The organism is Paenibacillus sp. J31R122 (genome assembly GCF_056269185.1).
Genome location: NZ_JBWDNM010000002.1, coordinates 634,684 through 655,478 on the forward strand (window position 1 = coordinate 634,684; position 20,795 = coordinate 655,478).

The 20,795-nt window shown below is 46.8% G+C and carries 18 protein-coding genes; 3 read left to right on the forward strand and 15 right to left on the reverse strand.

Going from position 1 to position 20,795, the window contains the following annotated elements; all coding sequences use genetic code 11:
- Positions 1-96: 96 nt before the first annotated feature.
- Together AC0YN7_RS06065 and AC0YN7_RS06070 are read left to right on the forward strand one after the other, a co-directional pair.
- Positions 97-207, forward strand: a complete 111-nt coding sequence (locus AC0YN7_RS06065) for a YjcZ family sporulation protein (RefSeq protein WP_475809042.1) — start codon at positions 97-99, stop codon at positions 205-207.
- A gap of 328 nt (positions 208-535) precedes the next feature.
- Positions 536-658, forward strand: a complete 123-nt coding sequence (locus tag AC0YN7_RS06070; RefSeq protein ID WP_475809043.1) for a hypothetical protein — start codon at positions 536-538, stop codon at positions 656-658.
- Positions 659-1,001: 343 nt separating this feature from the next.
- On the opposite strand, the gene glnA is transcribed toward AC0YN7_RS06070, so the two are convergent.
- The 14 genes from glnA to mutS form a co-directional block, all read right to left on the reverse strand.
- Positions 1,002-2,327, reverse strand: coding sequence for a type I glutamate--ammonia ligase (glnA, locus tag AC0YN7_RS06075; RefSeq protein ID WP_475809044.1), 1,326 nt, complete (start codon positions 2,325-2,327; stop codon positions 1,002-1,004).
- A gap of 45 nt (positions 2,328-2,372) precedes the next feature.
- On the reverse strand, positions 2,373-2,783 hold the full coding sequence (locus AC0YN7_RS06080; protein WP_475809045.1) for a MerR family transcriptional regulator: 411 nt from the start codon (positions 2,781-2,783) through the stop codon (positions 2,373-2,375).
- A gap of 61 nt (positions 2,784-2,844) precedes the next feature.
- On the reverse strand, positions 2,845-4,137 hold the full coding sequence (locus tag AC0YN7_RS06085) for a methionine gamma-lyase family protein (protein WP_475809046.1): 1,293 nt from the start codon (positions 4,135-4,137) through the stop codon (positions 2,845-2,847).
- Positions 4,138-4,176: 39 nt separating this feature from the next.
- A complete protein-coding gene (gene hflX, locus AC0YN7_RS06090; RefSeq protein ID WP_475809047.1) occupies positions 4,177-5,469 on the reverse strand; it encodes a GTPase HflX in 1,293 nt (430 codons plus the stop codon).
- 27 nt (positions 5,470-5,496) lie between these two features.
- Positions 5,497-6,483, reverse strand: coding sequence for an AAA family ATPase (locus AC0YN7_RS06095; protein WP_475809048.1), 987 nt, complete (start codon positions 6,481-6,483; stop codon positions 5,497-5,499).
- Positions 6,484-6,572: 89 nt separating this feature from the next.
- Positions 6,573-7,250, reverse strand: a complete 678-nt coding sequence (locus AC0YN7_RS06100) for a YdcF family protein (protein WP_475809049.1) — start codon at positions 7,248-7,250, stop codon at positions 6,573-6,575.
- Positions 7,247-7,804 carry a ribonuclease FAU-1 family protein gene (locus tag AC0YN7_RS06105; RefSeq protein ID WP_475809050.1) on the reverse strand — a complete coding sequence of 186 codons (558 nt, stop codon included), beginning with the start codon at positions 7,802-7,804 and terminating at the stop codon, positions 7,247-7,249. Before AC0YN7_RS06105 ends, AC0YN7_RS06100 begins: the two co-directional genes overlap by 4 nt.
- A gap of 225 nt (positions 7,805-8,029) precedes the next feature.
- Positions 8,030-8,680 carry a peptidylprolyl isomerase gene (locus tag AC0YN7_RS06110; RefSeq protein WP_475809051.1) on the reverse strand — a complete coding sequence of 217 codons (651 nt, stop codon included), beginning with the start codon at positions 8,678-8,680 and terminating at the stop codon, positions 8,030-8,032.
- An 18-nt stretch (positions 8,681-8,698) separates the two neighbouring features.
- Positions 8,699-11,170 (reverse strand): transglycosylase domain-containing protein, encoded by a 2,472-nt coding sequence (locus tag AC0YN7_RS06115; RefSeq protein ID WP_475809052.1) that lies wholly within the window; start codon positions 11,168-11,170, stop codon positions 8,699-8,701.
- 152 nt (positions 11,171-11,322) lie between these two features.
- Positions 11,323-11,568 (reverse strand): RNA chaperone Hfq, encoded by a 246-nt coding sequence (gene hfq / locus AC0YN7_RS06120; RefSeq protein WP_475809053.1) that lies wholly within the window; start codon positions 11,566-11,568, stop codon positions 11,323-11,325.
- 17 nt (positions 11,569-11,585) lie between these two features.
- Entirely contained in the window at positions 11,586-12,599 is a 1,014-nt protein-coding gene (gene miaA, locus AC0YN7_RS06125; RefSeq protein ID WP_475809054.1) for a tRNA (adenosine(37)-N6)-dimethylallyltransferase MiaA, read from the reverse strand.
- Positions 12,596-13,372, reverse strand: a complete 777-nt coding sequence (locus AC0YN7_RS06130) for a class I SAM-dependent methyltransferase (protein ID WP_475809055.1) — start codon at positions 13,370-13,372, stop codon at positions 12,596-12,598. The genes miaA and AC0YN7_RS06130 overlap by 4 nt, the downstream gene beginning before the upstream one ends.
- On the reverse strand, positions 13,369-15,369 hold the full coding sequence (gene mutL, locus AC0YN7_RS06135) for a DNA mismatch repair endonuclease MutL (protein WP_475809056.1): 2,001 nt from the start codon (positions 15,367-15,369) through the stop codon (positions 13,369-13,371). Before mutL ends, AC0YN7_RS06130 begins: the two co-directional genes overlap by 4 nt.
- A gap of 28 nt (positions 15,370-15,397) precedes the next feature.
- Entirely contained in the window at positions 15,398-18,094 is a 2,697-nt protein-coding gene (gene mutS, locus AC0YN7_RS06140) for a DNA mismatch repair protein MutS (RefSeq protein WP_475809057.1), read from the reverse strand.
- Positions 18,095-18,493: 399 nt separating this feature from the next.
- Between mutS and AC0YN7_RS06145 the strand changes: the two genes are divergently transcribed.
- Positions 18,494-18,829, forward strand: a complete 336-nt coding sequence (locus AC0YN7_RS06145) for a YolD-like family protein (RefSeq protein WP_475809058.1) — start codon at positions 18,494-18,496, stop codon at positions 18,827-18,829.
- A gap of 151 nt (positions 18,830-18,980) precedes the next feature.
- On the opposite strand, the gene AC0YN7_RS06150 is transcribed toward AC0YN7_RS06145, so the two are convergent.
- Positions 18,981-20,648 carry a putative amidoligase domain-containing protein gene (locus tag AC0YN7_RS06150; RefSeq protein ID WP_475809059.1) on the reverse strand — a complete coding sequence of 556 codons (1,668 nt, stop codon included), beginning with the start codon at positions 20,646-20,648 and terminating at the stop codon, positions 18,981-18,983.
- Positions 20,649-20,795: the final 147 nt, after the last annotated feature.

Sequence of the window (20,795 nt, forward strand, 5' to 3'; positions counted from 1 at the left end):
GTCTGGTCGATCCTCTTTACTGTACAAACACCCAAACATGAAGCTAAAGTAGTGCATAACCTATAATGTACAAAAGAGGAAAGAGGTGAATGTTTAATGGGTGGATACGTTGGCGGTGTTAATAACAGCTTGGGATTTATTCTGGTGCTGTTCATTTTATTGGTAATTATCGCATGTAGTACAGGATTTGGTGGCTGGGGTTATTAATAATTAATGATTATTAATTGTAGATAAAGAATTCCTTTAACAAAAGGTCCATTCTATGGGCCTTTTATTTATTTTCATGAATCAATATTCCCAAGCAGCTATTTCTTAATACGCAACAATTGTTCTAACTGTATATATGTACTTAATCCAAAAACTCCTTTTTCATAGATCGTAGAAATACATATTTGGGCTGCTTTACCGCGATTCTAGCACTTGATGTTTCTTTAAAAATTTTGTCTCTAATACTTAATATCTACTTACCAAAAGCCCTATCAACTGAACAATAAATGAATATACTAATGGGGAACAAGTATAGGAGGTTTGGTTAATGAAAAAAGATACAGAAGGATTGACTGCTGATGACTTAGCAATAATAGCTGCGATTTTAATAATTATAACCGATGGAATAAGCTTGTTGTCGCTAATTAAAGCAAGACAAGAAAAGAAATAAAACCTGCTCTAAATCTTCAGGAGACACAATCTCAAAACCGTAGACTCATATACCTTCCCGGAACTTTCGCCAATTAAGATAGATATTAGTGATGCTATGCCATATGAAAGCCAGATTAGAGAATTATCAGAACAAGTTGTTTATACTTACGAAAGAGAAAATCTATCTTCCAAAGAAACAACTGCAGGAGCATGCTTTAAGGATCATGGTTTATGAATATTTACATCATAAATCTCCGTTGTACAAGCCTATAGATAAGGTATACGTAATTGCAACAATCGCGAATTGACTCACTCCTACAAAAAAATCCCTTAGCGCTCAAAGCGCTAAGGGATTACTTATTTTAATACATCAAATATTGATCGCGTTCCCATTGGTGAACCTGTGTGCGGTACATATCCCACTCAATTTCTTTCAATTCGTAGAAATGAGCAAGCGCATGGTCACCGAGCGCTTCGCAAACGATGTCGCTTCTCAGCATTTCGTCTAACGCTTCTTTCAAGTCAACAGGCAAGCTTGGAATGCCAGAATCAAGACGCTCTTCTTCTGTCATAATATAAATATTGCGGTCCGTTGGTTCCGGCAATTGGAGCTTGTTATTAATTCCATCAAGTCCCGCTTTCAGCATAACCGCTAGAGCAAGGTACGGATTCGCTGCAGGATCCGGATTACGAACCTCAACACGAGTACTTAAGCCGCGTGAAGCTGGTATACGAATCATCGGCGAACGATTGCTTGCCGACCAAGCTACGTAGCAAGGCGCTTCATAACCAGGTACAAGACGTTTGTATGAGTTGACTGTAGGATTAGTAACAGCCGCCATAGCACGAGCATGCAATAAGATACCCGCCATATAGTGACGTGCTGTCGCACTTAAACCTAGCTTGTCCTTCTCATCGTAAAACACATTTGTGTTGCCCTGGAACAAGGATTGGTGACAGTGCATACCTGAACCATTCACGCCAAACAAAGGTTTAGGCATGAATGACGCGTGCAAGCCATGCTCACGAGCGATCGTTTTTACAACAAGCTTAAATGTTTGAATTTGATCTGCCGCTTTAATAGCGTCCGCATATTTAAAGTCGATTTCATGCTGTCCTGGTGCAACCTCATGATGTGACGCTTCAATTTCGAAGCCCATTTCTTCAAGAGTAAGTACGATTTCACGGCGACAGTTCTCGCCCATATCCATTGGTGCCAAGTCGAAGTATCCGCCTTGGTCATTAAGCTCTGTAGTCGGTTCGCCATTCGCATCCGTCTTGAACAAGAAAAATTCCGGTTCAGGTCCGACATTCATCGCTGTATATCCCATTGCCTCAGCTTCTTTAAGCGCACGCTTCAAAATGCCGCGCGGATCTCCGGCAAATGGTGTACCGTCAGGCATATAGATATCACAAATTAAACGGGCAACTCTATCTTGTGCTACCCATGGGAAAACTACCCAAGTATCCAAATCAGGATATAAATACATGTCGGATTCTTCAATGCGCACATAACCTTCAATAGAAGATCCGTCAAACATCATTTTGTTATCGAGCGCCTTTTCTAACTGACTGACTGGTATTTCAACGTTTTTAATTGTCCCAAGCAAATCGGTAAACTGCAAACGGATAAATCGAACATTTTGTTCTTGTGTAATACGTCTGATATCTTCTTTGGTGTAACCCATAGAATCATCTCCTTTGATTGTAAAACAATAGTTAGCCTGGCTCTATTATCGCTTATTTAAGAAGCGAGTCAATTGACCTTGAATAAGTGAAGCTTGTCCTGGTCTTTTCTCTAGCAGCTGCTGCTTAAGTAATCTGTGCAGTTGTTGATCAGAAAGCTCCTTACGTTTAACCTCAGATTGCTCACTTACGATCGTCGCGTCATCAGATTCCTTAGATACAGGATTCATGACTTGCTTAATGCCGGCGATATTAACGCCCTTCTCTATTAGCGATTTAATTTCCAATAGTCGCTCTACGTCATTAAACGAAAATAAACGTTGGTTTCCTGCGGTACGCGCGGGAATAATCAACTCATGCTGCTCGTAGTACCGGATTTGGCGGGCTGTTAAATCCGTAAGTTTCATAACGATTCCAATTGGGAATAATGCCATATTTCTGCGAATATCATCAGCCATGTCGCATCAACCTTCCAGTTGCTCTAATATATGTCCATTCTAACGTCGCGCCTCAAATGTGTCAAGTCATGTTAGGTTTGGTCACAATCAAACCACTCTCCACAAGCTGGCTTAACGCCGTCAGAACACCATATTTCGCATGAGCGTAGGTTAATCCGCCTTGCATATAAGCAATGTAAGGCTCGCGAATCGGTGCGTCTGCAGATAATTCTAAGCTTCCGCCTTGAATGAAGGTTCCAGCAGCCATAATGACAGCATTCTCATACCCAGGCATATCCCACGGCTCTGGCACGACATAGGCATCAATCGCAGCTGCTTTCTGAATCCCTTGAACGAATGCGATAAGATGCTCAGCCTGTCCAAATCTCACCGCTTGAATAAGATCTGTTCTCGGCTCATTCCATCGAGGTTTAGACTCAAACCCCAGCTCCTCGAACATATAAGCTGCCAAAATACTGCCCTTAATCGCTTGACCGACCATATGCGGCGCCAGAAATAAGCCTTGGAACATCGAACGAAGTGTTCCGAGCATTGCGCCAACCTCGCCGCCAATTCCTGGGGCAGTCAGCCGATAAGCAGCTGCTTGTACTGCTTCGGCAGTTCCCGCGATATAGCCTCCCGTTTCGGCCAATCCGCCTCCGGGGTTTTTGATGAGAGACCCTGCCATTATATCTACGCCTACCTGAGTAGGCTCGAGCAGCTCTGTAAACTCCCCGTAGCAGTTGTCTACAAAAACAAGCACATCGGCTTTAAAAGCTTTAACTCGTTTTACAATTTCAGCAATTTCAGCAACCGTAAAGGATGCGCGCCAATCGTAGCCCCGAGAGCGTTGAATTCCGATCACCTTAGTATTGGCCGTTATCGATTGCTTGATCCGCTCCCAATCCAGACCTCCGTCAGGAAGCAGATCTACCTCTGCATACTTCACACCCCAGTCTTGAAGCGAGCCTTTGCCGTCTCCGGATTTGCCGATAACCTTGTGCAACGTATCATAGGGCTTGCCAGTAACATACAAAAGCTCATCCCCTGGACGCAGTATGCCAAACAAGGCACAACTAATCGTATGCGTACCGGAAACGAAATGAGGCCTAACGATAGCCGCCTCAGCACCCATTACATCCGCGTAGACTAGATCGAGTATTTCACGTCCGCTATCATTATAACCATAGCCCGTCGAGCCAGCAAAATGAAAATCACTTACTTTATGATGTTGAAATGCCCGAATAACCTTCCATTGATTACGCTCCGCTATACGATCCACGCTGCGAAAGGAATCCGCTACGTGAAGCTCAGCTTCATCCGCCAGCTTCTCAAGCTGTTCCCACACATTCTGTTTCTCATGTTGCTCATTCATGCCGATATCTTCTCCCTTTAGTAACGTAACCCATATCTGTTATTCTATAAATTGCTTCAAGCGTTGACCATGCTGCTCATATTGCTGCTTGCTTACATGTACAGTAAGACGTAAAGACTCTTCACTTACCTCTTGATTAATAACTTCTCCGCTCCGATAAGCAAGCGCGATTATATCACCTCGTTCTGCCGGCACGAGAAAGGTAAGAGTGTCACCGCTAAGCTTGTCTTGAACCGTTTGGAGCAGTAGCGCGAGATCATCCGCGTCATAAGCGCTGATAACCAAAGTATCACCGCCAGTTACTGGCAAATCGGATAATGAGCCGCTCTCTGTACTACACAGATCCTTCTTGTTAAACACCTTAACCGTCGGCTTATCGGCTGAGCCCAGGTCAGCTAAAATTTTCTCAACGACTACAATTTGTTCATCACGCATTGGTGAGCTGCTATCTATTACATGAAGAACGAGATCTGCTTCATTCACTTCCTCCAACGTCGCGCGAAAGGCTGCTACAAGATCATGCGGCAAATTTTGAATAAAGCCTACTGTATCGGTTAGAATTACTTCACGACCGTTTGGCAGCTCCAATGCGCGTGAGGTTGGATCGAGCGTAGCAAATAGTTGATTTTCAACAAGCACGTCAGCTTGTGTCATTTCGCGGAGAAGAGTTGATTTGCCTGCATTCGTATAGCCGACCAATGCTACTTGGATCGCACCTGCTTTTTTACGGCGCTCACGGTGAAGCTTTCGGTGGCGAACGACTTCTTCAAGCACCGTCTTCAGATCGAATATCCGATCGCGAATATGTCGGCGGTCTGTTTCCAGCTTCGACTCACCCGGTCCCCGCGTACCGATTCCCCCGCCTAGCCGCGACAAATTTTTGCCATGGCCAGACAGACGAGGCAGCAAGTAGCTAAGCTGTGCAAGCTCTACCTGTATAATACCTTCACGAGTTTTTGCTCGCTGTGCAAATATATCCAGGATCAACTGGGTTCGATCGATAATTTTCAGATCAAGAGACTCTTCTAAATTACGAACCTGTGCCCCCGAAAGCTGCTGATCAAAGATCGCTGTCGTAGCGCCTAATTCGTCCGCCAGCGCCTTCACCTCTTGTACCTTCCCCTTGCCAATCAGCCACTTAGTATCCGCTGATTCCTTATTTTGCGTCAGGGTGGTGAGCACTTCTACTCCTGCTGTTTCTGCGAGCTGTACAAGCTCTTGCAGTGAATGCTCAGGGTCCCCACCATTCCGTTTTTCGTTAGAAGTGACTAAGCTGACTAATATCGCCTTTTCACTAAGATTAGTATTCGTATCGAATGTTTTCTCGCTCATTTCATACTCCTTCTTATTTCACACTCTTTAAGACTTCGTATCCCATTTTAAATCCTCTGGCCTGATTGTCATGAGCTCCTGCTTCGCTGGGACGGAGCTAGCATATTGTGTTAATAAACGCACGGCTTGAAATCTAATCGCTTTCTCGATTGAATTCCGCACATACCTTGCATTGCTAAACGAGAATAGCGTGCTCAGCTTCTCCTGCATTAAATGCTGTCTTAGCTTAAATATCGTCTGCGGCTGCAATATATAGTCTCGTTCTTTCGCCATCAATTCGCTTATTTGAATTAATTGATCCACCGAATAATCCGGAAATTCAATTTGTATCGGGAAACGTGACGGCAAGCCTGGGTTGGTCAGCAAAAAATCATCAATCTCAGCAGGATATCCCGCTAATATGAGAACAAACTGATTTCGGTAATCCTCCATCGCTTTAACAAGCGTATCAATGGCTTCCTTCCCAAAATCCTTCTCCCCGCCTCGAGCGAGGCTGTACGCTTCATCAACGAACAACACGCCGCCTAACGCTTTGCGCACAAGATCACGAGTCTTTTGCGCCGTATGACCGATATATTCACCGACGAGGTCAGCACGCTCTACTTCAATCAAATGACCCTTAGTCAAGACACCCATCTTCTGAAACAGCTTTGCCACAATACGTGCAATAGTTGTTTTCCCAGTCCCTGGGTTGCCCTTAAAAATCATATGATACACATGAGAGCCTCCGAATAAACCCGCTTCCGAGCGCATCCGGCTAATATAGAGCAAAGCATAAATTTCATATACTAGTGATTTTACGTTCTCCATGCCGATCATCGGCTCTAAATCCTTCTGTATATCCGCATAATGATCTACGCTTGGAAGCGGCTTTAAGGCAGCGTGATGATCCGGCTCCAAAGCTGGTGCAGACACTCCCGTCTGAAAGCTTTCTTGACTTCTAAGCACAACATTTATTTGACGGGAGGGTCTTGCAGATCCATTCCCTGGACCTGAAACGACGTTTCCATTCATTTGCTCTATCACCTATCCTTTACACCAGAAGCTGTGGCGGCTAACCGCACTACAAGTTTATTCTATCTTGCAGTCGCATATTAACAGATTCACAGCAACAGATCTGGAGGACTTAGGCCGAACAATAGAAATACCGAATCAAGCTTCCATTTCGTATACGCAAGTACTTCGCGGGACTCATTATAAAAAGCATCAAGCACCTCAGAATGGGTTCCCGCTAGTTCTACATGAGCAAAATCCAATTGTTTTGCCATTTCGCCGGCTCTCGCGGCATGATAATCATGCGTAATAATAATCAGCTTAGACAGCTGATGCTCCTTTGCAATCGCACTACTGAACAATAAATTTTCGTAGGTGCTTGTTGCTTTCTTTTCTAGCAACAGCTTGTCAGCCGTTATACCTTTTGCGATTAAATAGTCACGCATACCTTCTGCTTCTGTTTTCTTCGCGCCTTTGTAATCGAAGCCTCCGGACAAAATCAGTTTGTCCACCACACCTTGCTCATACAATTCGAACGCGTAATCCAATCTTTCCTTAAGCGCTGGACTTGGCACATTATTCCAAAGCGCAGCTCCAAGCACAATCCCTGCATCAGCTTTACCCAGCGGCTTGTCCGAATCAAAACCGTTAATCAACCATAGCATGTAGCCGCACCAAAACACGCCAGCGACAATCGACCAAGCAACTATGCGAAACAGGAGCAGCCACGGACGACTTTTTTTCGTTCGTTTACGCGGCTTGCTCCTCCGATTTGTTGCAGTCTTCATGATTCACTAAGCTCCCCAGCGCGCTCCATTAGGCTCTTCCTATGCTTTAGACTGAGTGTGAAGTAACGGAATCGGCCATTCCGAATACTTGAGAGCAGTTTACCGGCCGTCTTGCGTGCGAGCGCAACGTCCCGATTGTTTACATCCCCTTGCCGCAATGCATCCTCCAGCTCATCCTCATCCATTAGAAACACCTCGCCGCTAGGCAGCACTACTACATCCAAATACAAATCATCGAACCAAGGAACCTGCTGGTCGGTTAAGCCCTGCGTTTTGCAAATGTCGATATACCATTGTACAACGCGGCCTTTATCATCAAACATGGTCGTTACAACAAAATGCTCGCCTCTCGGGAAATGCTGCATCCATAAGTATCCGCGATCCGCCAAGCATAGCTTCCGTCCATCATACTCTTTCCAGAGCGGCTCTCTCAGTTCGTGAATCCGATAAAACGTAACTAACCCTTTGAACTCCTCGCCATCAAGCGCAAGACATGAATAGCTTCTACGTAAAATACGCCGCCAGTTTGCACGATCAGAAAATTTTCTCTTCATACGGAACGTACCCTTCCGTTCATTTGGGAAAAGCTCGCATCAATTAGTATGCGAAAATTCCTCTTTTCTCAACCACGAACCACTAAGTGACAAACGACTGTTGAAATCTTCCTATAAAAAAAGATTACCATATCTTAACGTCCATCTCCAGCAGACTGAGAAAATAAACCGAGCTATTTGTCCCAATAACAAAGAAACGCCGCCCCATTTGGGACGGCGTTAGCATTAAACTTCTTCGATTACAATTGACTCAATGACGATTTTCTCGGTCGGCGTGTTATTCTTGATCGGTGTTTTGGCTATAGCTTGTACAATATTCATACCGCTTTCCACCTTGCCGAAGATCGAGTAATTTGGTTCACGATTTAAATTAGCCGCGTCCGGACCCGTGCAAATGAAAAACTGACTGCCTCCAGAATTGGGCTTGCTAGCATTAGCCATAGCTACAATTCCTTCCTCATATTTCATTCCAGCGTCGAGCTCATCAGGTATGAAATAACCTGGCGTACCCGTTCCATTCCCCTTCGGATCACCGCCTAATATCATGTACGATTCAATGATACTATGAAACGTCAGCCCGTCATAAAAGCCTTCACGCACTAGGAAAACAAAATTATTTACCGTTACAGGCGCTTCATCAGCGAATAGCTTTACTGAAAAATCGCCTTTATTCGTACGGAACCTCGCTGTATAAGACTTGTTGAGATCAATGCTCATTTCAGGCATCTTCTCCCATCGAATTGTCTTCACAGGCGCGGCCTCGCCATTCCCGGCCGTTGTCCGTACATCACTCTTTGAGCCGCAGCCAGCTACAAGTATGGCAATGGATACAAGAGCTATAAAAAAACGAAATCGCGTAATTCTTTGCTTATTCATTAATTAACCACCTGTTCCTTACATATTGCCTTCCATTCCGGAATTCACCGTTGAATTATTACCGGTTCCTTCTCCTGGATTAGTCGTTCCGCCAGGCTCGGCACTGCCATTTCCTGTATCCGGAGTAGGTGTTACGCCCGGAATCTCGGTGCCATCTCCTGGTTCCGTCGTCCCTTGATCACCGTCCCCCTCGGTTGGAGGTGGTGTCTCTTCCACTGGATCAGTTGGAATAGGCTCCAAAGGAATATCTGGTTCGGTTATCTCGGTCTCTGGAATTTGAACGGTAATCATAGGAGATGGACTGCCTTCCAGCTTATTCGTTCCATCATTCGCAACCACATAATAGGAGTAGGTCATTCCTGGGAATGCACTCATATCATCGATACCAGCTTCTATAAGTCCGTCTACAAACAGACTAAATTCACTCTCTGAAGCTTCCTTGCGATATACCTCATACGTAATATCGCTTCCCTTTAACGGATCCCACGATAGCTGGACCTTCATTTCTTCGGGATTGAATACCGCCTTAAAATTTGTTATTGCTGCCGGCGGTGTATTCTCTTTGATTCCTTTCGGTTTCACGAAGCTGGACTTTGGTTCATTTTTTAAAGCGGATTTCATGACCTTCCCGAACAGTGCGGCCGATTTTGAACCGCCAGTTTGCAGAAAATGTGTTGGATCTGTAACATCGTAGCCCATCCATACTGCTGCAGTCCATTCCGGTGAGTAACCTACGAACCAAGCGTCTTTAATACCCGAATTTTTATTACTCATTTTTCCGTACTGAGTCGTACCCGTTTTCCCGGCAATAGGGCGATTAATAGCCGCCTTCTTACCTGTTCCGCCATTTACTACATCTTGCATCATCTCGGTCATATACCAGGCCGTTTCTGCTGACATAAGCTTCTTGGAAACAGGAGCTTTATAATCCCATTTCAAATCCTTACCCACAATCTTAACGATTGTATGAGGATCGACTGATTTGCCGCCATTCGCAAACACGCTGTAAGCAGTTGCCATCTGCAATGGCGTAGTTCCAATAGTTAAGCCTCCAAGCGCGGTCGCCAAGTTACGGTCTTCCGGCACTAGCTCAATGCCAAGCTTAGTTGCAAACTCAAAGCTTTTCTTCAAGCCTACTTCATTCAGCATCCATACAGCTGCAAGGTTGCGTGAATCCTTCAGCGCTTGATTCATCGTGACCGCTTGCGCTCCCCATCTATCAGTAGGACAATAATCGGAGAAGCATTTCTTGTCATTTGCCAGCACTGTCCATGGGTAGTACTTACCCGTTTCTAGTGCAGGACCATAAGAGATAATCGGCTTGATTGCTGAACCAGGCTGGCGTTTTACCTCTACACGGTTATGGCTAATGCCTTTCTTAACATAATCCCGACCGCCAGACATCGCTTGTATCTCACCGTCACGGTGATCCATAATAATCATCGCACCCTCAACCTGGCGCTTCGGATCATCGCTGTGTTCAAAGTTATTATCGTTATTAAATTCGGTATCGACTGCCTTTTGAGCATCCTGATTGAGCGTTGTATATATTTTATACCCGCCAATCCGCAATTCTTCCTCAGATTTTCCCGTTACCTTAATAGCCTCTTCAATTACAAAATCAACAAAAGCTGGATAGAGATCCGTCTTATTTTCTTCGTGATTAGCTGGCAGCTCGTACACAACGGCTTTTGCTTGTTCCATTTCAGCAGCAGTAATTTTTCCTTGATCGTACATTAGCTTGAGTACGACTGCGCGGCGATTCATCGAATCCTCCGGATTTTTGATAGGGTTGTAACGATTCGGCGCCTTCGGCATGCCGGCTAGCGTTGCGGCCTGCCACAACTCCAAATCTTCAAGCTCTATACCAAAATAGTATTTAGCAGCATTTTTCACTCCATATACACCTTTACCAAAGTAAATACGGTTTAGGTACATCGTTAAAATTTCTTCCTTAGACATCTGATGCTCCAGCGCTACAGCAATTGAAGCTTCAGTCGCCTTTCGAAAAAATGTCTTATCAGCAGTTAGAAATACGTTCTTAGCTAATTGCTGTGTAATCGTACTACCGCCCTCAACTGCGCTTCGAGCGATAACATCCTTCACAACCGCGCGTCCAATTGAGAAGAAATCAATGCCTGAATGCTCGTAAAAACGTTGATCTTCTGTAGCTACAATCGCGTCCAACATCGATTTTGGGATATCTTTGAATTCCGCCAGCTCACGATTATCATGCAAATTGTATAGTCTAGCGATTTCTGTTTCGTTCACATCGTAAATGATCGATGTTTCTCCTAGCTCCAACTTGCTTCCATGCTCAGCCAATAATCGTTCACCATTCAATATAATAAATAGGTAACCAATTATTCCACAAACGATTGCAATTACCGCGGTAAAAAATACGCCATAAAACAACTTGCGCCCTGATATCCGTTTTTTCTTTTTCTTTTTCGTTTTCGTCGCAGTCTTGCTGCTTGGTCGTTCAGCCATAGCCGACTCCCCTCCTGTTGTTCCAGAATCCATACACTTTATTTTTGCCATGAAATGAAAAGGACAACCCAGCTTGGAGCGGGTTGTCCTTGCCTGCCGCTATCTAGTTAAACGTAGCGCGATTATAGAATGTTTCACTTCCCAGTTTTCACCTATGCATCTGAACCGTTAAGCTCATGGTGCATAAGCGATACATTGCGCTGTGGAGTATAAGTAGAAATCGCGTGTTTATAGACCATCTGCTGACGGCCTTCACTGTCAATAATGATTGTGTAATTGTCAAAAGCTTTAATAACGCCCCGTATTTGAAATCCGTTCATCAAAAAAACCGTAACAGGTATGCTGTCTTTGCGCAGCTGATTAAGAAACGTATCTTGAATATTAATTGATTTGTTCATTGGACGTTACCCCCGTCTTAAAAAGAATGATTAGAAGTATATTCAAGATTAACTTGAAACTTTCCTGCTATTGTATCATGAATCAGTAGTAAATTGTTGTGAAAATTTTCATCCATGTCGATCCAATGAATATCACTCATATGTCGAAACCATGATAATTGCCGCTTCGCGAATCTTCGAGTATCTCGCTTCAGTCGTTCTACGGCAGCTTCCAAAGAACAGTTTCCTTGCAAATAGTCCGCTATTTCCTTATAACCAAGTCCCTGCATCGCCACAGCCTGCGGAGGCATATCCCGCTCCAGCAATTGTCTAACCTCGTCCACCAAGCCCTGCTCCATCATTAAATCTATCCGCTGCTCTATTCTACGATACAACTTTACACGGTCCATAGTCAAACCGATGATGCAAAGCTCGTATGGAGACTCTTTCTTTTGACCCTCCTGCTGCTCAGTAAACGTCTGTCCAGTCATATGATAAACCTCTAACGCGCGAATAACTCGTCGCAAATCATTCGGGTGCAGCCGCTGTGCGGCCTGAGGATCCACTTCCGCTAGCTTGAGGTGCAATGCTTCCGGCCCATTATCCAGTGCGAACCGTTCCTGCTCCTGCCGAAAAGCCTCATCTGAGCCGTTAGACGCAAATTGATATTGATAACATACCGACTCTACATATAGACCGGTTCCTCCGACGATGAAAGGCAGCTTGCCGCGTTCAGCAATTTGTTCAATCGTACGGATCGCCTCTGCTTGAAAATCTGCCGCTGAGTAGGATTCGTCAGGCTCGCAAATATCAATGAGATGATGCGGAATGCCTTCTTGCTCTTCCTTGCTGATTTTGGCCGTGCCGATATCCATGCCGCGATAGACCTGCATGGAGTCGCCGGAAATAATTTCAGCGTTCCATGCTCTGGCTATATCAAGACTCATTCTGGTCTTTCCAACCGCTGTCGGGCCAATAAGCACGAGAAGCGGCTGCTTGCGCTTCGCGGCAGGAGCGATTTCTAGCTGGTCGTTGTCTATAGATTCATTCAAAGCTCTATCACTCCATATGCAATTTTCGACGTGTTCACATGACGCCGCTCAAAGCCGAGTCTTATAAACTCTTCGCTCGCTTGATTTTCTTTCAATACAACCGTTTTGCGCGCTACCCTCACTGCCTGTTCGATGACCTCAGACGTCAGAGCATTCATATTCGCAATAGATCGAAGCGGCTCCATAGAGCTCGATTCGTTAATGGGCCGCCGGAACATCGGGTCGAAATACACAATATCTACACTTTTATCTGGCAATGTCATCAAGTAATCAAGATGATTAACGTTTCGTATATCGATGCGACGCATAGCGGCATTCACGTCATCCAAGCCCGTATCGTAGCTTGCCAGTCCTTCACGAACAAGTGCACAAAGCACGGGTTCGCTTTCCAATGCCACAACGCTGCCGCTCTCGCCTGCCGCGTAAGCAAAAACAAGAGAATCTGAGCCTAATCCAGCCGTACAGTCCAAAACGCTATCGCCTTCAAGGCAGCCAGACAGCTGTATGAGCGGATCTGTCTCACCTTTACGGAGCCGTTTTACCCGCACGAAGGCCATGCTTGGATGAAAATATAACGACGTTTCAGATTGTCCATCATAATACCGAACCTCTTGCTCAGTAACTACAATTAATCGCTCATCAGCGCTAAGTGTTATTAGCTTGCGAACTGTCAAATTTCCTCGTGCAACTAATTTAGCTGAGAGCTCCACCGCTAGTCGAGCTGCTTGATCCATCGTGTTGCTGGATGGCTTAGCTGTAGTTGTCACAATCACGACATCACCCGCTTAAACATTTTCTCCAACTGATAGGTAGAAAGATGTACAATAATAGGTCTTCCGTGAGGGCATGTATACGGCTGCTCGCATCTCGAAAGTCTTGCAAGCAATGTTTCGCCCTCCTCACGGTTCATCCGGTCATTTGCTTTAATTGACGCTTTGCAAGAGCACATGATCGCCGCCTTCTCTCGCAACTTCGCAATGTCAATCGACTTGCGATTTGAAATAATCAGCTCTGCCATTTCTTCGAGTATGGCCTGTTCATCACCCGCAGGCATCCATTCAGGATAAGCTCGAACAAGAAAGGTCTGCGCGCCGAACGGCTCTATTTCAACTCCTGCTTGAGAAAATAAAGGCATCAGATCCCGGAGCTGCTCCGCTTCTCCAGATGTAAATTCCATCGTAATCGGTACTAGAAGCTGTTGACTCGCGTCTTCAGGATTGCCAAATTTACGAAAATAATATTCGTAATTAATTCTTTCATGGGCCGCGTGCTGATCAATAAGATACAGTCCATCTTCTGCTTGCGCCACGATATAGGTGCCATGGTGCTGTCCAATCCAATGCAGCTCAGGAAATGGCGGCTCATCCGACTCCGTTTGCTGCGAGGCTACCTGGCTTTCCTGCAGCTCTGCATTATCGGGTGGTACTGCAAATTGATTTGATGCTATTGAAGCTGATGCAAGGTCAGATGATGCAGTTGAATCAGCTGACAAGTCTACTGATGTAGAAGTTTGCTCCAAGGCAGCAGTCTGCTCCCGTACTGTTAAGCTCTGTACATTTGAAGCTGCAGGCGCTGCATACAGTCTTTCCGTCGCATCGCGAGGAATATACTCTCGTGATACTTGGGGCATGCTGGGCAGCGATGAGCCAGTTGATCGATTCGGTGCGAATGGCTTGAATGACTCCGACTGCGGCTCAGGGCGATGAAATGATATTGCGTCCTGTACGAACAACGGCGTTGAGCGATCCTGCTTTGTACTTGATTCAGGACCTGGTATATGGCGCTGACGACCTAGAACGCTTTTTACAGCATCTTCTACTAATGAGCGAAGCTCAGGCTCCTTGCTGAAGCGTACCTCCATCTTGGATGGATGCACGTTAACATCAAGCAAGCTCGGGTGCATGCCAATTTCCAAAACAGCAAGCGGGAACCGATTGATCGGCAGCAAAGTATGGAAAGCTTGAAGCAATGCTTGATTAATGGCATGACTGCGAATGTATCGTCCATTAACGATGGCTGTTATTCCATTTCGGTTCGCACGCGTAAGCTCCGGCTTGGATATATAGCCGCGAAGCTCGTAATCCGCATTTTCCGCTTCAACTGGCAGCATCGCCTTTGCGGTACTTGAGCCATACACTGCCGCAATCACCTGCAGTCTATCCCCCGTTCCAAGCGTCCGAAGCAGTACATTTCCGTTGTGCTTAAAAGTAAAGGCGACACCGGGATGAGCTAGCGCGATTCGGTAAATATAGTCAGAAATATGGCCAAGCTCTGTTTGGATGGCTTTCATATATTTAAGACGAGCAGGCGTATTATAAAACAAATCTCTCACAGTTATATCGGTTCCTTGCGGAGAGTTAGCCGGTTCATCCGTCGTTATCGTACCACCCTCAATGACGATGCGCCTTGCAAGACCGGTTGTAGTGTCCGAAGAAATACATGTTAGTTTGGAAACTGCCGCGATACTCGGAAGCGCCTCACCGCGGAAGCCTAAGCTGGCTATTTTGAAAAGATCGCTGCTCGTAGATATTTTGCTCGTCGCGTGACGCTGGAACGCCGTAACAATATCGGATGCCTCGATGCCGAAGCCGTTATCGATTACTCGAATGAGCGTCAGCCCGCCTTCTTCAATCGTTATATCGACTGTCGTGCTTCCAGCATCGACCGCATTTTCCACTAACTCCTTCACAACAGCGGCAGGACGTTCTACTACCTCTCCCGCGGCAATTTGGTTGGCAAGCTGTTCATCTAGAACTTTAATTTTTCCCATGATGCTACGACTCCCCCTCTCGCTTCTATTATTCGTTCAGCTTGCCTTTCATATCATTCAGCCATTGCATCGCTTGCATCGGCGTCAAATTAAACAAATCAAGCTTGCGAAGCTGCTCGGCCAGCTGTTCCGCCTTAGGACTTGCCTTCCGTTTAACAGGCTCCGGTTCCAGTGCTGCAGCTGGCTCGTCGAAAATGGACAACTGTACAATGCCGTAATTTCCTGTACTCTCCTTAGCTTTGTGTTCAAGAGCGTGTTGATTTGATGTATTTAGACTAGGTGATTGATTATTAGCTAGATTAGGATCTCTTATGATCGCTATACTTGCAGCTTGTGCAGAATAGGGTTCAGCGCCTTCAAGCAGCTCATAAGCCCGTCCTATGATCGACTGCGGCAGGCCTGCAAGCTGAGCGCAATAAATGCCATAGCTCGTATCCGCCGCGCCAGGGATCAGCTTACGTAAAAACGTAACATTATCACCGCTCTCCTCAACCGCCATCCGCGCGTTTGTAAGTGCAGGCAATGATTCCTCTAAATGCGCAAGCTCATGAAAGTGGGTGGATACTAACGCCTTGCAGCCAATATGATGATGAACATATTCAATAACGGCCTGCGCTATCGCCATACCTTCACCAGTCGACGTTCCCCGGCCCAGCTCGTCAATAATAACAAGACTATTCGCGGTAGCCTTCTCCGTCATGATCTGAATATCTTTCATTTCCACCATAAAGGTGCTCTGACCGCCTATTAGATCGTCAGCGGCTCCGATTCGAGTGAAAATCCGATCGATGAGTGGTATGACAGCTGATTTTGCCGGTACGAAGCAGCCGATTTGGGCCATGATGCAAATTAACGCAACTTGTCGCATGTATGTGCTTTTCCCAGCCATGTTTGGTCCTGTAATAAGCAGCATCCACTCTTCGTCCTTGCTGAGTGAGGTGCCGTTAGCTATAAAAGGAGTACCATCCATCATAGCTTCTACAACCGGATGTCTGCCGTCTTCAATATGCAAATCGTAGCTTTCATTCACGCGAGGCCGTGAGAATCTGCGCTCGGCGCTTACCGTTGCGAGTGATTGATATGCATCCAGCTCCGCTATTACAGCTGCCGCTTGCTGCAGCCTATGCAAATGTAAGGCGAGATGGTCGCGCAGCTCGATAAATTGCGCATATTCCAAATCGACCATTTTGTCTTCCGCTTCAAGGATAAGACGCTCCTTCTCCTTCAGCTCAGGTGTAACGTAACGTTCAGCGTTCGCCAGCGTTTGCTTGCGTTCATATCGGCCTTCCGGAAGCATAGCGATACTTCCTTTGGATACCTCCAAATAATAGCCGAACACCTTGTTGTAGCCGATTTTGAGCGATTTAATTCCAGTTGCTTCACGTTCTTGCCGTTCAAGCTCAGTAAGCCATTTCTTCCCGTTCATGCTTGCCTCGCGAAGCGTATCCAAATAGGCATCATACCCAGCCCGTATGAGCCCTCCTTCACGAATCGCAACCGGCGGCTCATCAACCAGCACCCGCTCGATAAGGTCCGCCAAGTCCGAGCAATCATCTATTCCGTCTACAACCTTCTTTAGAACATCCGATCCGGACTGCTCACAAAGCGTAGACAAGCTTGGAATACGCTGCAGCGAGCTGCGCAGCGCTTGAAGATCTCTTCCGTTCGCGCTGCCAAACGCAACTCGGCCTACCAATCGTTCCAAATCATAGATAGGTTGAAGCTCTGCTCGAATATCATCGCGTAAAATAAGATCGCGATAGAGCGTCTCCACGGCGTCCAATCGCGCTTCAACCGCCTTGCTGCTTAGCAGTGGCTTGTCGATCCAGCGGCGAAGCATTCGCGCGCCCATTGAAGTTTGCGTGCGATCCAGAAGCCACAGGAGCGAGCCTTTCTTGCTTCGGTCGCGAACCGTCTCCGTCAATTCCAAGTTTCTTCTTGTGTAATGATCCAAAATCATAAATTGATTCGGTTCATATGTACTAATAGTCCGTACATGTCCAAGTGATCGTTTCTGCGTCTCGTCCAGATAGCCTGTCAAAATACTAACAGCGCGAAGACGCGCCTCCGATAGCCGCTCCAGCTCAGCTGCTCCGTAATGCTCGGTAAGCTTTTCCTCTGCCATTGGCTCCCGAGCAGTCAAGAGTACCTGTCTGTTCCATACAGCTGCAGCCTGCAGCTTGTCCAATAATTCAGAATCGCCAACGATCTCCGCTGGTTGATATACATTTATTTCATCGATCAACGCTTCCAAATGGTCTGGAAATGAAGTGACATACAGCTCGCCAGTCGATAAATCACATGCGGAAATGCCGAGCATGCCTCCGGAAAGAACGGCTGCTGTAATGAAATTATTGGACTTGCCCTCCAGCGCCTTTGATTCCATCACCGTTCCTGGCGTTATAATCCTCACGATTTCGCGGCGAACGATGCTTTTAGCAGCTGAAGGGTCCTCTACCTGCTCGCAAATGGCTACCTTGTAGCCCTTGTCTACAAGTCTGCTAATATAGTTTTCAGCTGAATGATGGGGAACACCGCACATAGGAATTTTTTCATCCCCGCCGCCCCCTCGACCCGTCAGTGTAATTTCAAGTTCTCGGGAAGCATTTATAGCATCTTCAAAAAACATTTCATAAAAGTCACCTAAACGAAAAAATAAAAAAGCATCCTTCGCTTCTTCTTTTATAGCAAGATATTGTTGAATCATCGGCGTATATTCAGACATGACGTCCTCCTAAAAATGAACGGGCCAATCCTTCTAATTATTAAGGAGGCTCGTTCCTATTATAGTTAACAGTAGAACTTCATTATACCAAGCGGAACAAGTGTGCGCTACAAGCGATACGGCTCTCTTTGTCCTCTACGGTAAAAGTGTTCGATTCATGGTGAAATGCAGGCGATGGAATTATCAGGAAAACCTTTTTCAGACAAAAAAATGACCCACATTGCTGTGGGTCTGTCCTAGCTCTATAGATCAACTGTGGGGTTGATGTTTTTATTTTATAAAAGAAAGCTTAAGCTAGCATTAAAAGAGTATGTCCGTTTATTGAAAAGTCAAGACTAGAATAAGAACATTTGTTCTGTATATAATAGAACCATTGATAATGAAAAGGTGGTTACGATCGTGAAAGTGAACAAATTATCTCCGGACAGCAACCTGATGTGGGATACCGGCTTTAAGCTGCTTTCTGAACACACCGAAGCAATGAAGGAGCAACGTCACGAGCACATTCGCCGGCAGCAAGTAAAGCTGCAGGAGCAGCAATTAATAGGTGTATCGCAAGCTCTCGAGCTATCTCTTAAACACAGAATGCAGATCAAGCTTCGCATGTATCACCCTTATGAAGCACTTGAAGTAATAGGCGTGCTGGACCGCATCGACCTCCCTAACAGCCGCTTTATGGTAGACGGCGAATGGTTTGATATGAGGAGCATTGAAGGAGCTTGGGTGGGTGAGTAATTGGTTTTGAAGTATTTCTCGCTTTCAATAATGAATCAACTAATATCGAAACAACTAATAAAGAATCAACAAATAACAAACCTCCATAACTGCTTTCATTGTGGCTTTGAGTCCGATTGATTACATGAGTTAAATAAATGCTGTCAACCTTTTAAAAAGGGGCAATCCGCCATTTCACGCGAATATCCGCGGCTTCATTCCATGTTGCGCCGCGACTGGCCGCGTCAAATAACGGCTCAATGTAAGGCGCTAGCTCTGAGTAGCTTGCAGTCGCCGTAATCGACGCAGCGACTTCGTCTAGACAGCCAGCAAGCTCTGTGCGGTCGCCGGTGTAATAAGCTTCAACATACCGCTCATTGAGAGCAGGTATGTAAAACAAATTGAACGCCTCGCGGGCGCATAAGAGCGCCAATGCGAAGGCTGCTTTTGCCGCTGCCGGCGAGACGAGCCAGCTTGGCAGCGTGCGGTATTCGAACCCGCCATGCGATTGCAGGCGATAGTCTCCGAGTGTTCCATATCGGGGACGACGAGCTCGCCCGGCGGGGTCCTCAACTAGAGCAAGCGGGAAAGCCGCGCAGCTGTCAAGAAGGCGGAGCAAGCGGCTGGTAAGCGGCGCTCCGCTTAGGTGAATGTGCCCGCCGAGCGCTAGCCCCGGCACGGGCATTGCTCCTGCGGCCCAGCGCAAAGCGGGGTCGCTGATGCGGTCGGCGGCGCGCAGCAATAGCCGCCGTACGTTCGCGGCGAGCGCGGCCGGGTCAGCGGCCGGCTCGGGCCGCAGCTCGGCGACGGGATAAAGGAGCCGCCGCCCCACAAGCACAGCGTCGGCTCCCGCAGCCCCGCCGACGCCAGCCCCAAAAAAACGTGACGCCGCCGCGACCTTCCCGCTCGGCGTCACAAGCACAAACTCCGGATCGGCGCCAATTAGAAGCGGCCGCCTCTCCGCTTCCCCCGCTCTCGCTGCTGCATACCACGCAGCGAATCGGCGCAGCGCAGCCGCCTCCAGCTTCGTCTCCCTCAGCCTCGGCCAAGCTGCTCGGACGGCTGTTCGCCCGTCCCCCCCAAGCGCGATCTCAGCCTCTCCAATATCGAGGCCAAGCGCGTAGAGTGCTTGCACGGCGGTGCGTACTACCCGCCGAAGAACCACATCCTCAGGCCATCGCCCAATGGCGTGCCCGACCTCCTCCCTCACCTGCGGCGCCAAATGATTAGCTCTCCAAGTATTCCCCGGATTGCTGCCCGCTCGGTTCTCGCCAATGCCCTGCCCTACCTCCTCCCTCACCTGCGGCGCCACTCGATCAGCTCTCCAACTATTCCCCGGATTGTTGCCCGCTCGGCTTTTATCGATGCTCTGCAAAGCTCCGCTTTCACCACTCCAAAATCCTCGCTGATCACTGCCCACCGGGCTTTCATCAACACCAGTCAATAATACCTGACCTTCCCCGATTGCTCTTCCCTGTCTATCCATTCGTTGTATCTCTATCGGCTCCAGGTTCACCACGCTTACACGATACAACCGTTCACTTTCAAAGGATACCCCGCTATATAAAGCAGCCCGCATCCAGATGCGCTGCTTCTCCTCGTATAACATGTGCTCTGCCACCAAACTGCTTGCGTTTAACACCCATACACAGCCGAAGCGGTTATCAATCGAACGTGTAACTGAATACGAAATGACCGCGTCCCCATCCTTAACGTCAGTCCAAGGCTTAGCATTGATGGACTGCCTATTTCGTTCATCGGATACGCGATCCATCCGCTCTGTATAATCGATCCGTTCCAGTCGGTCATAGCTGCCGCGCCATATCCACGTCGAAGCCATCGCTCTTACCGCCTTTATCCTATTTTACTTCGTAAGATTATGTGGGAATTTTCACTTCCCCACTCTTCACGTTAATAATATCAAAATAGCACCAATTTCTTTCCATTCTCAGTCTGCAGAACAAATCCAATCTTTTTTTAAAAAAAA

What these genes read in the sequence shown, in the direction of transcription:
- AC0YN7_RS06065 (WP_475809042.1), top strand. Translation starts at nt 97, where the DNA reads ATGGGTGGATACGTTGGCGGTGTTAATAACAGCTTGGGATTTATTCTG.
- AC0YN7_RS06070 (WP_475809043.1), top strand. Translation starts at nt 536, where the DNA reads ATGAAAAAAGATACAGAAGGATTGACTGCTGATGACTTAGCAATAATA.
- glnA (WP_475809044.1), bottom strand. Translation starts at nt 2,327, where the DNA reads ATGGGTTACACCAAAGAAGATATCAGACGTATTACACAAGAACAAAAT.
- AC0YN7_RS06080 (WP_475809045.1), bottom strand. Translation starts at nt 2,783, where the DNA reads ATGGCTGATGATATTCGCAGAAATATGGCATTATTCCCAATTGGAATC.
- AC0YN7_RS06085 (WP_475809046.1), bottom strand. Translation starts at nt 4,137, where the DNA reads ATGAATGAGCAACATGAGAAACAGAATGTGTGGGAACAGCTTGAGAAG.
- hflX (WP_475809047.1), bottom strand. Translation starts at nt 5,469, where the DNA reads ATGAGCGAGAAAACATTCGATACGAATACTAATCTTAGTGAAAAGGCG.
- AC0YN7_RS06095 (WP_475809048.1), bottom strand. Translation starts at nt 6,483, where the DNA reads ATGAATGGAAACGTCGTTTCAGGTCCAGGGAATGGATCTGCAAGACCC.
- AC0YN7_RS06100 (WP_475809049.1), bottom strand. Translation starts at nt 7,250, where the DNA reads ATGAAGACTGCAACAAATCGGAGGAGCAAGCCGCGTAAACGAACGAAA.
- AC0YN7_RS06105 (WP_475809050.1), bottom strand. Translation starts at nt 7,804, where the DNA reads ATGAAGAGAAAATTTTCTGATCGTGCAAACTGGCGGCGTATTTTACGT.
- AC0YN7_RS06110 (WP_475809051.1), bottom strand. Translation starts at nt 8,680, where the DNA reads ATGAATAAGCAAAGAATTACGCGATTTCGTTTTTTTATAGCTCTTGTA.
- AC0YN7_RS06115 (WP_475809052.1), bottom strand. Translation starts at nt 11,170, where the DNA reads ATGGCTGAACGACCAAGCAGCAAGACTGCGACGAAAACGAAAAAGAAA.
- hfq (WP_475809053.1), bottom strand. Translation starts at nt 11,568, where the DNA reads ATGAACAAATCAATTAATATTCAAGATACGTTTCTTAATCAGCTGCGC.
- mutL (WP_475809056.1), bottom strand. Translation starts at nt 15,369, where the DNA reads ATGGGAAAAATTAAAGTTCTAGATGAACAGCTTGCCAACCAAATTGCC.
- mutS (WP_475809057.1), bottom strand. Translation starts at nt 18,094, where the DNA reads ATGTCTGAATATACGCCGATGATTCAACAATATCTTGCTATAAAAGAA.
- AC0YN7_RS06150 (WP_475809059.1), bottom strand. Translation starts at nt 20,648, where the DNA reads ATGGCTTCGACGTGGATATGGCGCGGCAGCTATGACCGACTGGAACGG.